We start from the raw sequence: 11,220 nt of genomic DNA, 5'->3' as shown, positions 1-11,220 counted from the left end.
GAGACTATGTAGTGTAGTCATTCTCCACAAATAGCCTTTAACGCAGAAAAAATGGCCAAGAAATGCTGTCCTTTGGATTCGTTTCATTGCTTCTATTCTTTTATGACTAGAAGCGCTCAAGCCTTGCACTAGAAGCATTATTCCTTACGGTAAATAATCGAACAAAAACTAAGCTCGAAAGATCAACAGACCCTAAGCTCGGATTTTTTATATGACTCGTTTTATACGTTAGCGAATAATCTACAAATAAATAGCTACTTACTTAGTTCTGCGTTAAAGCGATCAAAGGCTGCATCAAGATCAGCAATCAGATCGTCGACGTTTTCAAGGCCAATATGCAGTCTGATCAGCGGCTTGCTGCTATCCCATTTAGTGGCGGTGCGCAGCTTATCAATGCCGAACACGCCTAAGATTAGACTTTCAAAACCACCCCAAGAGAAGCCCATCTTAAAGTGCTGCATGTTTTCCACAAAAGCGGTGACCGCTTTTTGATCGCCTTGCTTTAGTACAAACGAGAACAAGCCATTCGATGCACTAAAGTCGCGCTTAAAGAATTCGTGTCCTGGACAAGTTTCAAAGGCTGGGTGACGCAGATGATCAACCTCTGGGCGGCTATTGAGCCAGTTAGCGACTTTTAGGGCGTTTTGTTCGTGCTGGGCTAAACGAATACCCAGTGTACGCAGCCCACGGCTGGCAAGGTAAACATCATCAGGTGAGGTGCACTGACCTAGCAGATAGCTATTTTCTCGAAGCTGTTGCCAATGTTTCTCATTGGCAGTAGCGGTACCCATCATGACATCAGAGTGGCCGACAATGTACTTAGTTGCGGCTTGAATTGAGATATCAACACCCATTTCAAACGGACGTGAATTGATTGGCGACGCCCAAGTATTATCTAGCATCACAACAACATCATGTTCATGGGCGATACGGCTTAATGTTGGTACATCTTGAATTTCCATGGTGATAGAGCCTGGAGATTCTAAAAACAGCACCTTAGTGTTGGGGCGAATCAATTCACGTATACCTTCACCAACCATTGGGTCGTAATAGGTGGTTTCGATGCCGTATCCAGCCAGTAACTTATTACACAGGTCACGAGTAGGCTCATAGGCGCTGTCGACCATTAATAGATGATCGCCAGCTTTTAAAAATGACAGTAAGCTGTTGCTAATGGCCGCACTACCAGATGGGTAAAGTGCAGTGCCTACACCGCCTTCAAGTTCAGCAATAGCGGCTTGAAAGGCAAAGTGAGTCGGGCCGCCACGACGGCCATAAAACATTTCGCCATTGGCTTTGTTTTTTGCAGCAAAACGCAGATCTTCCATGGTATCGAATACCATGGTGGATGCCCGGTAAACCGGTGGATTGATCACTCCTTGAGTCCATTTCTTGTCACGGCCAAGACTAATTATCTGCGTTTCTTTTTTCATAGGGTCATTATTCCACAATAAGGCATTTTTTGGTTTTAGCCATCTTAACATCTAAACGGCTAAAGTGAAGCGTCAATATATTCAAGGTTGTCTTAAACGGACTTTTCTTTACTAATAGGCAGCTGGATGACAATTTCAACCCCAGAAACAGCACCTTGATCATTAACTCTGTTCTGCGCACTAATTTTGCCTTTATGAAACAGACTAATTAGCCGAGCGATATAAAGCCCGAGCCCCAAGTGCGGTTTATCTTGCGCCTTTTGAGCTCGCACAGAAACCATAGATTCAAATATCTGCTCTGACATATTATCCGGTAACGGTGGCCCATAATTAGTTACGCTTATCAGTGCTGATTTGCTTTGCACTACTAAACTCACCTCTATCGCGCTGTCTGGGTGGCTAAACTCCAGTGCGTTAGCAATTAATTTATCCATTAGCTGGGCGATATACTCAGGTACACCTTCTACTAAGATTGTTTGCGGCTCAATATCGGTATTGAACTGCTGATTAGGGTAGGTCATCTGGTAGCCTTGCATACAGCCACTCACCACTTTATCTAACGGAAACAGCGATTTTTCTGCATGGGTTAGGCTCTCTTCTAGACGAGTGGCTTCGCTCATATTGCTGAGGATCATATTCAGGCGGTTAACGCCTTCCTGTGCCCGGTCAACATATTTACGACTATCAGGGTTAAGGGTTTGCAGGCTTAAGTGTTCCAGTGAAGAGCGCACTACAGCGACTGGAGTACGCAGTTCATGGGACAGGCGTGACGACATGTTCTCTAAGTAATGAGTGTATTGCCCGAGTCGACTCACAATACTGGCAAAGCTGCGGGAGAGATCGCCAATTTCATCGCGCACTTTTGAGCCTTGAATCGATTTTTTAATACGGCCTTGGTTATCAATCGCTTCCTCAGCTTCATCGCGCAGTTTACGTATTCTGCTGGAGATATTAGAGGCAAAAAAGAATAGCGCTAATGTGCCCATACTCATGATGGTAAGGATCACATTAAACAGTTTTTCTAAAGCTTTATTGCGTAGCGTACGGATCCCGTGTGTGGTTTCTTCAGCAATTACTACTCCCATCACTTTATCGTCGATCCAAATTGGACTGGCTGCGGCTAACACGACGGCTTTACTGTCGGGAGTCAGTCGCCAGGTCGAACCTTGTTTGCCCTGCAGTGCTTTACTGATATGACTCCCTTGCAGCACTGTGGAGTCTTGTAAGGAGTCGACAAAATCTTTTGGCGGCGTGGTTAATATTTTATAGTAGAGCGGGTGCAGGTATTGTTGCTTAAATCTGTCCCAACTGGTTTTGCCCTCTTTTTCAATAGTAGAGCGCGCCCACACGCTATTATCGGAGCGTATATCACCCGATTTTGCCAGTACACGACCATGTTTATCGACTACCCAAATGCGCGAGCTATTGTGGGCCATGCCTTTGATAATGCTTTCGATTTCTGGTGATGGCACCAGTACAGTACCGAGCTTGTTAACATCGTCAATGGCCGATGTGCCGACGATGGCGTCTAACTGCCGAGTGTTACGGTCGTTGACATCATAAATGGCAAAGCCCAGTTTGCTGCCCACCATGCTAAGCGGGATCCGCAGCTCGACATTATAGCCCTTAGTTGTTTTCAGCCATTTACCTTGGATTTTGACTTCAGGGGTAACCGGAGTGGTCAGCGCTGGATCTTCAGGCAGTTCAAAGGCGCTTATCCAACCGTCTTTTGTGGTGGCGACTATATAGCGGCGAAACTGGCCGTCGGGCGCCAGTGTAGCAATAGCGATATGGTCGTTACGGTCGATGCTTAAGCTGTTTTTTCCGCGGTAGATCACTTGTGGATCGGTGACCTCAAAAAAGCCGTAAAGGTAACCGGCGTATTTCCCGACCATGTGGGTAAAGTCGATCGCTAGCGGCGTTGCTTGGTCGCGTTTATAGATCTGATAATCTTCACCATAGTGCAGCGCACGATGGCGGTAGGGTTGCCAGTCGCCTAACTTGCCATCGAGTTGAATGGGGCCAGCAAGAGGATAAGCATAAAGGTCACGACCTTGCTCAACTTGGGTTAAAAAGCTGGCTTGGCTGTCGAATAATCTTGGCCGTTCGTGGAGCGCGGTTGCTAATGCTTGGGTGGTGCCTTCGAGAGTTTTCTCTTGTCCCAGCCTGAGGTACTTTTCCATCTCCCACACATATTGGTACCCTAGCCAAGGCAGGCAGAGTAAAAATAGCGATAAAACAGCGACTTTTGCGCGCAGGCCAATTGGAAGATTAAACATTAACTCTGAGCATCCCAGCGGTAGCCCATGCCGTAAACGGTATCAATACAATCAAACTGTGGATCTTGGGCGAGAAACTTCTTCCTAATCCGCTTAACGTGGGAGGTAATAGTCGAGTCATCAACGAATATCTTCGCCTCTTGCATCAGTTCTTGGCGCTGACGCACGTGTCCAGGGCGCCTGGCGAGTGCGTGCACCATCCAAAACTCCGTCACGGTCAGTTCGATATGATGTTTGTTCCAGTAAACCTGCATCCGATTAATATCAATAGAAAGTAATCCATGGTCAATTAATGGGCTGTTATCGCTGCTGGCATCTTTGAGCTCTGAGCGTCTAAATAGCGCTGCTAATCGAGCAATAAGGTGGGGGAAACTCACTTCTTTACTCAGGTAATCATCGGCGCCTAAACGCAGGCCACAAACCGTATCAAAATCGCTGTCTCTGGCGGTTAAAAAGATGATGGGGAGTGTGCTGGACATAGCTCTAAGTGATTGGCACAAGGTAAAGCCGCCGTCGATCTCATTTTCTAAGCCGATATCGATAATCGCTAGATCCGGCAAACGAGTATTGAAAGCGCGCATCGCCTCCGGTCGATTTGCATAAGCTTGCACGCTATAGCCTTGCTGCTGCAAAACGTCTTTGTAATTTTCTCTAATGGCGGCTTCATCTTCTACTATCGCGATTCGTTTCATGGCTGACTAATTTTAGCGTTATCTCGGTAATTGATTGTGACTATACAGGATTTTACCTGTGTTTAAAGTCGCTGACAGCGATTGCCATTTTGTTGCCACATTTGATATTTAAATTGCCACGTTTGCTCCCTTTTACAGCCATTTGGCTGAGGTTTAATAGCGTTATTGAAATGACGCCGCACTTCGGCAATTTAATTTAAATAAGTACATAAAGGGAAATATTATGAAAAAGCATCTTATCGCGTCACTGGTTATCGCATCTATTACTCTTTCATCAAATGTGAACGCTGCAGAAAATGTAGAGAACACCGAACGTAGCCATAATGAAGAGTTAATTGGTTTGAGTTCAGGTATTGTGGTTGGCGCCGTCGTTGGTGGCCCTGTTGGCGCTATCATTGGGGCATTTGCAGGTAGCTTATTAGGTAAATCTGTTGGCGATGATGAAGAGATTAAAACGCAGCAGGTGATGCTGGAAAATAAACAAGAGCAGCTAGCGTCGTTGAATGAAGAAAATCAGTCTCTCATAGCACTGTCTAGTCAGTATGAAGATGCGCAGCAGCAATTAAACAGCCTGAAAATGGCGCAAGAGCAGAAGCTCACAGAGCTAGCTCTAGGGCTTAATGTGCAGTTTAAAACGGGCTCATCAACCATTGAACCTCACTTTCAGCAACAGCTTGACGATGTGGCCTATGCGATGTCGCTCTCTCCTGAGTTAACGTTGGACTTGACCGGTTACGCCGACAGACGCGGCAATGGCGATTACAACCAAGCATTATCTGAGCAACGGGTAGCAGAAGTGACTAATTACTTAGTAGAGCAGGGCGTTGCTAGTGAGCGCTTAAACTATCAGGCTTATGGTGCAAGCTCGCCGCTAACGGCAGAACAAAACTTTGAAAATGACTTCTTTGATCGCCGTGTGACCTTAAAACTGCAATCTCATGATAGCGCACTTGCTGCAAATCCAGCTCATTAATCCATCGATAACGGGTATGACTCAATCTCGTAGCCTGATAGCTATCAGGCTGCGCGGTGTTTATAAGGAGATAAAGATGGTTAGCCAACAAGGTGCAGCCAAAGGTTTACTTAAGCATTGTTATAAGGCTTTGCTGTTGAGTACAGTATTTTTGTCAACATATACCAATGCAACCGCCACAGTGCCAACATCAGCAACTAAAAGTGTAGAGAGCCGAGTTGAAATGGTTAATGCCATAGCGCAAGGCAGTTTGATTACCTACGATGCAGCTGGCAAGGCGAACTTGTCTTTGCCAATGAAAACCACTGTGAATATGCAAGTGTCAGGCTGGGTGAATAGGGTTTCATTGCGTCATGAGTTTCGTAACGAGCAACTTGTTTGGCTTAATGGCGAGTATGTGTTTCCACTGCCGAATGAAGCGGCGGTTGACGGCCTGAGAATGTTTATCGGTGAGCGGGTCATAGAGGGGGAGATAAAGCCGAAAGCCAAAGCCAAAGCGCTATTTAATGAAGCTAAGAAACAGGGTAAAAAAGCGAGTTTACTGCAACAGAAAAGGCCCAATATATTTAGCGCCGAAGTGGCCAATCTGGCCCCCGGCGAAACCCTTATTGTAGAGCTTAGTTATCAAGAGCTGGTGCACTATGATAAAGGTGAGTTTAGCTTGCGGTTCCCAATGGTGGTCGCCCCGCGATACAAGCCTGGTGGTGAAAAGTCAGCGCTTTCTGCTATGGCTACAGAGGTTAATAGTTATCTAGCCTCTACTTTGGGTTATCAGCAAAGTTCTGCAACAAAGCGCGTTAATTTAGTCGACATTGAGGTGATGCTCGATGCTGGTATGCCTATTGGCGAAATAAGCAGTCCTTATCATCAGATAGAGGTTAGCAGTAAGGAGGATTCTCAAGCGCAGATCCTGTTAACGGCTGCAAAGGCTAATAGTGACTTCGTCCTCAATTGGCGACCGATTGTTGGCAGTGCGCCGAAGGCAGCCATTTTTAGCCAACAAGGTAAAACCCACGCACAAGAAAACCTTAAGGAAAACAGTGCCGCTCAGCCGCAATACTCATTAGTGATGTTGTTGCCACCACAAGACAAAATGCGTTTATCAGCGGTTGCACCAAGAGAGCTTATTTTGGTGATTGACACCTCAGGTTCTATGTCTGGAGAAGCCATTGAGCAGGCAAAGTCATCCATCAATTACGCATTAGCGGGTCTGTCAGCGCAGGACAGCTTTAATATTTTGCAATTTAATTCTAACGTTTCTGCATTGTCGGATACACCATTAAACGCCAGTGCGATAAACATTGGCAGAGCGCAAGCTTATGTGCAGCGCTTGCAAGCAAACGGTGGCACTGAAATGTCACTGGCGCTCGATAAAGCGCTGTCTCAGCAGGATGCCAATAGTGAGCGTTTACGTCAGGTGCTATTTATCACCGATGGTGCGGTAGGTAATGAGCCACAGCTATTTACTCAAATACGTAATCAACTGCAACAAAGTAGGCTATTTACCATTGGTATTGGCGCCGCGCCTAACGCTCACTTTATGCAAAGAGCAGCTGAACTCGGCCGCGGTACCTATACCTATATTGGTAAACAATCTGAAGTTAAAACTAAAATGGTGGCGATGCTAGATAAGCTAGAAAAGCCCACCGTAACCGACGTTGAGGTTCACTTTGCCGATGGCAGTGTTCCAGATTACTGGCCTGCGAGTATTCCAGATCTTTATGCCCATGAGCCAATAATGGTGGCGATGAAACTGCCAAGCTTTAGCGACAAAGAACTGGTAGTGAGCGGACAACTAGCAGGACAGTATTGGCAGCAATCGCTAGCGGTTGAAAATAGCGCTGAAGCTAAAGGCTTAGATCTTATATGGGCCAGAAAACAGATTGCTGCACTGGAGTTATCGAAAGAGCCTGCTAATCGCGACCGTATCGAGAAGCAAGTCACCGCCATTTCACTCAATTATCATGTGATGAGTGCATACACCAGCTTAGTAGCGATTGATAAAACCCCTGCTAGGCCTACTGGAGATAAATCTGTTAATGGGCGGGTGTTACCACATACCCCTAAAGGTTGGCAGCGTTTACCGCAAACTGCGACTAGTAGTTATGCCATGCTGATTTTTGGCGGCATGTTATTGCTATTATCACTACTGTATTGGGGCTCATTTGGTCGCGTTGGCCGCAGAGCAAACAGGGCTGCACTATGAATTCTGTTTGCTCAATAAACGGAGCTGCTTCTGGCGAAGGAAAGAGTACGAGGTTGGTTGCTCATCGGCGCATTCACCTACTATTTTCGGCCTTATTGTTCATTGTTGGATTGTCTTTTGTGGTTCAAGGAGGGTATATGCAGGCTAAGGCATATTTTGCACAATTTTTAATACAACAGGCTTGGCAAAAAACTTTAGATGATCAGCAGCAGCACAAGCCTTGGTCATGGGCGGATACCCATCCTGTAGCCAAGCTTCAATTTATCAATGTTGAGAAAGAGGGCAAAGCTAATGATGCCAGCAGTTTATACGTATTGGCCGGGGCGTCGGGTCGAAACTTAGCGTTTGGGCCTGCACAAGTATTGTCGTCTGCCGCGGTCAATGGTCCGGGGAACACTGTAATAGCAGGCCACAGAGACACCCATTTTTCCCTATTAAAAGGAGTGAACGTTGGCCAACTATTAACGCTGCAAAACACGCAAGGCTTGGAGATCCTTTATAAAGTGGTTAACACGCAAGTAGTGCATGAAAGTGATACTTCGGTGATGGGGGATGTTGGCGACAAGCAGTTAACTTTGGTGACCTGTTACCCGTTTAATAGTGCCATTGCGGGCGGGGCGCTACGTTACATTGTCACCGCGGTACCGATAGACAAAATAGAAGCGATTTAACACAAAGAGGGCAGACAGTGTAGCGGGAACTGTTCTGCCATTATTTACCTTACTTGGACTAGGTGATTGGCATTACTCGATTACGCCCCAATCTTTTAGCTTCGTACAGTTGCTTGTCGGCACGCTCTATTAATGTAGAATCGCTGTCTCTATCTTGGTATTGCGCCACGCCAAATGATGCTCTCACATTGTCGACTCGCTGATCTTTACGTTTATCTTTTAACACCAGCTTTTCAAGGCTACGGCGCATCGATTCAGCTAATTGCCTCGCTCTACCCAATTGGCTTTTGGGCACCAGTAACGCAAACTCCTCACCACCAAAGCGATACAGTTTACTGCCCTCATGACAGCTTTCGCCGAGTCTTCTGGCAACGGCTTTTAATACTTGGTCGCCAAGCTGGTGGCCGTAGGTATCATTAAACAACTTAAAGTGATCAATATCGGTGATGATTAAACAAAGACCTTGTGGGTTTTGCTCTACTAGTCCTTTGATATCTTTATTAAATGCTCTGCGGTTTAATGCGCCTGTTAACGCATCATAATGCATGTCATGTTCAGATTTTTTAAGCTGTATTTTTAACTGGTTAATCTCTGACTGCGCATGAGCGAGCTGCTCGGTAAAGTGCAATGTGCTGTTTTTAATATCGGCAGCATCGCCGGCGAGGCTTTTTACCAGTGACAAGACTTCATCAATGGAGAAGCCCTCATTCTCAATCTTGTTTAAGCGCTCAACGTTGTTGTTTATTTTGCTCTGAAATTGGTTAGCATCAACATTGGTATCTTTTAAAGACTGAGATAGATCTGTCACCATAGCATCAAGATTTTGTCGCAGTTCAATTACGTCTAACTCGATGGGATCTGACAGGTACTCTTGGTAGAGTCGCTCGCCCTGGCTTGGGGGGCAAGTACTGTACTGGTTCACCACTTCATCCAACTGTTTATTAAGCTCTGGGCTGCTTTGCCCCACGTAGGCATACCATAAAGCATAATTGGTAGGGGTGGTTGGGATCTGGTGTTTTAGCATTAAAGGCACCGCTTTTTTTAATTTAGCGGCAGCTTCCCTGAGCAATTCATTTGACATTTATCAGCCTTGGTTTTATCTATGGAGCCACTTTGTAATTTTTATGCAAATGAGTGGTGGCATCATTGTACATTTCACTACGCCATTCTATTATGATTTGCCCTTGTGAATACATCTGTTTAATGAAAATCAGCCACAAAGTTGTCGAATAAATGCTATAAAGAACGAAATAATAACAATAAAGGACAAGCAGTGAATAAACTAATACTCGCAAGCGTGTTTTCGGCACTAACCTTACCTGCATTTGCTCACTCAGATAAAAGCGATATCAGCATCGATCTGGATAAGTATCGTAGCCATGTAAAAATACTTGCTAGTGATGAATATGGTGGGCGTGCGCCTTTGTCTGCAGGTGAAACACTGACCTTGGACTACATCGAGGCTGAATTTAAAAAAATAGGTCTAAAGCCAGGTTTTGGCGATAAGTACCTACAGCCAGTACCACTAGCCAAAGTCACAGCAGATCAAGATATGTCGCTTAAGATTGGCGCATTAAAGTTGACTAACGGCAGCGAATTTACTGCCCGAACCCAAAGAATTAGCAATAACATTAAACTTGAGAACAGCGAAGTTGTATTTGTTGGATACGGTATTAACGCGCCAGAGTATAGCTGGAATGATTACCAAGGGGTTGATGTAAAGGGTAAGACCGTTATTGTGTTGGTGAATGATCCTGGATTTGCGACGCAAGATCCTACTGTGTTTAAAGGTAACGCCATGACTTATTATGGCCGTTGGACCTACAAATACGAAGAGGCCGCGAGGCAGGGAGCTAAGGCGGTTTTTATTGTGCACGAAACTGCGCCAGCAGCTTATGGCTGGGGCGTGGTGCAAAACTCTAATACTGGCAGTAAATTTACTTTAGTTGATGACAATAACAATCAAGATCAAGTGGGCGTGATGGGCTGGATCCAGCATGAAAACGCTAAGCAGATTTTTGCAGCTGCAGGTCTTGATTATGAAAAACAAAAGCTAAAGGCGGCCAAATCTAATTTCAAACCAGTATCACTACAAACATCAGCAACCTTAGACATTCACAACAGTATCGAACGTGCAGAGTCATACAATGTCATGGCACTATTGCCTGGCAGTGACAGAGCAGATGAAATGGTGGTGATGCACGCGCATTGGGATCATCTTGGTACACGTGTTGACGAGAAGGGCGTAAAACACATCTACAATGGTGCAGTCGATAATGCTAGCGGTGTTGCTGGAGTGCTTGAACTTGCACGTATGTTTAGTTTGCGTGCTAAACAAAAGCCATTTAAACGTTCTATTCTGTTCACCTCATTTACGGCTGAAGAAACGGGGCTAATTGGCGCACAGCATTTTGCTAAGCAACCACCGATACCAACCAAACAGATTGTTTCCTTTTTAAATATCGACGGTATGAACGTTAACGACAGTGTTGATTATATATTGCGTTATGGAGAGGGCGTATCGGAGATGGAGTATTACCTTAATAATGCCGCTAAACATCAGCAGCGTTATGTCAAAGGCGATCCATTACCACAAAATGGTCTCATGTTCCGCTCTGATCACTTCGCTTTAGCGCAGGAGGGCGTACCTGGGCTATTGTTTATGAGTTTAGGTGATACTGATCCAGACTATATTGCCCATAAGTATCACAAAGAAGCTGACGATTATGATCCAAGCTGGAGTTTGGGAGGGGTAAAGCAGGATATCAACCTTATCTCTGACATTTTGGCTACTCTGGCAAACAATGAAGATTGGCCTAAATGGTTAGAAGAGTCAGATTTTAAAAGCCGTCGAGCACAAGATGGACGCTAAGTCATAAAGCTGACAATAAAAAAGACACCCTTAGGTGTAATGCCGATCATTTAGCATGAAAATGATCGGTTGACTGATCTACTCAGTCGTTCAG

Annotated in this window: 8 protein-coding genes; 4 read left to right on the top strand and 4 right to left on the bottom strand. The window is 45.4% G+C overall.

The genetic code is table 11. The annotated features are described in order from the left end of the window. Window positions 1–254: 254 nt before the first annotated feature. The 3 genes from AB4238_RS08705 to pdsR all read right to left on the bottom strand — a co-directional run bounded on the left by AB4238_RS08705 (window position 255) and on the right by pdsR (window position 4,404). A complete protein-coding gene (locus tag AB4238_RS08705) occupies window positions 255–1,433 on the bottom strand; it encodes a cystathionine beta-lyase (RefSeq protein WP_372032939.1) in 1,179 nt (392 codons plus the stop codon). A gap of 92 nt (window positions 1,434–1,525) precedes the next feature. Next, window positions 1,526–3,712: a proteobacterial dedicated sortase system histidine kinase gene (gene pdsS / locus AB4238_RS08700; protein ID WP_372032936.1), complete on the bottom strand. Its 2,187-nt coding sequence runs from the start codon at window positions 3,710–3,712 to the stop codon at window positions 1,526–1,528. Further along, window positions 3,712–4,404 (bottom strand): proteobacterial dedicated sortase system response regulator, encoded by a 693-nt coding sequence (gene pdsR / locus AB4238_RS08695; protein WP_220737572.1) that lies wholly within the window; start codon window positions 4,402–4,404, stop codon window positions 3,712–3,714. Before pdsR ends, pdsS begins: the two co-directional genes overlap by 1 nt. A 223-nt stretch (window positions 4,405–4,627) precedes the next feature. Between pdsR and pdsO the strand changes: the two genes are divergently transcribed. From pdsO to AB4238_RS08680, 3 genes are all read left to right on the top strand, one after another. Then, on the top strand, window positions 4,628–5,377 hold the full coding sequence (pdsO, locus tag AB4238_RS08690; protein ID WP_372032934.1) for a sortase-associated OmpA-like protein PdsO: 750 nt from the start codon (window positions 4,628–4,630) through the stop codon (window positions 5,375–5,377). A 76-nt stretch (window positions 5,378–5,453) separates the two neighbouring features. Beyond that, window positions 5,454–7,583 (top strand): marine proteobacterial sortase target protein, encoded by a 2,130-nt coding sequence (locus AB4238_RS08685; protein WP_372032933.1) that lies wholly within the window; start codon window positions 5,454–5,456, stop codon window positions 7,581–7,583. Between the two features lie 53 nt (window positions 7,584–7,636). Then, window positions 7,637–8,254 carry a class GN sortase gene (locus AB4238_RS08680; protein WP_372032941.1) on the top strand — a complete coding sequence of 206 codons (618 nt, stop codon included), beginning with the start codon at window positions 7,637–7,639 and terminating at the stop codon, window positions 8,252–8,254. Window positions 8,255–8,312: 58 nt separating this feature from the next. On the opposite strand, the gene AB4238_RS08675 is transcribed toward AB4238_RS08680, so the two are convergent. Then, on the bottom strand, window positions 8,313–9,335 hold the full coding sequence (locus AB4238_RS08675) for a GGDEF domain-containing protein (RefSeq protein ID WP_372032931.1): 1,023 nt from the start codon (window positions 9,333–9,335) through the stop codon (window positions 8,313–8,315). A gap of 192 nt (window positions 9,336–9,527) precedes the next feature. On the opposite strand from AB4238_RS08675, the gene AB4238_RS08670 reads away from it, so the two are divergent. Beyond that, complete coding sequence (locus AB4238_RS08670) at window positions 9,528–11,126, top strand: M28 family metallopeptidase (RefSeq protein WP_372032929.1); 1,599 nt, start codon at window positions 9,528–9,530, stop codon at window positions 11,124–11,126. Window positions 11,127–11,220 lie beyond the last annotated feature (94 nt).

This window comes from Shewanella sp. 10N.286.45.A1 (genome assembly GCF_041470405.1).
Classification (GTDB): domain Bacteria; phylum Pseudomonadota; class Gammaproteobacteria; order Enterobacterales; family Shewanellaceae; genus Shewanella.
This window is presented reverse-complemented; position numbering and strand designations above follow the sequence as displayed.

Excerpts from the sequence above, each read along its gene's own strand:
- AB4238_RS08685 (WP_372032933.1), top strand. The coding sequence starts at position 5,454 with ATGGTTAGCCAACAAGGTGCAGCCAAAGGTTTACTTAAGCATTGTTAT.
- pdsO (WP_372032934.1), top strand. The coding sequence starts at position 4,628 with ATGAAAAAGCATCTTATCGCGTCACTGGTTATCGCATCTATTACTCTT.
- AB4238_RS08675 (WP_372032931.1), bottom strand. The coding sequence starts at position 9,335 with ATGTCAAATGAATTGCTCAGGGAAGCTGCCGCTAAATTAAAAAAAGCG.
- AB4238_RS08705 (WP_372032939.1), bottom strand. The coding sequence starts at position 1,433 with ATGAAAAAAGAAACGCAGATAATTAGTCTTGGCCGTGACAAGAAATGG.
- pdsR (WP_220737572.1), bottom strand. The coding sequence starts at position 4,404 with ATGAAACGAATCGCGATAGTAGAAGATGAAGCCGCCATTAGAGAAAAT.
- pdsS (WP_372032936.1), bottom strand. The coding sequence starts at position 3,712 with ATGTTTAATCTTCCAATTGGCCTGCGCGCAAAAGTCGCTGTTTTATCG.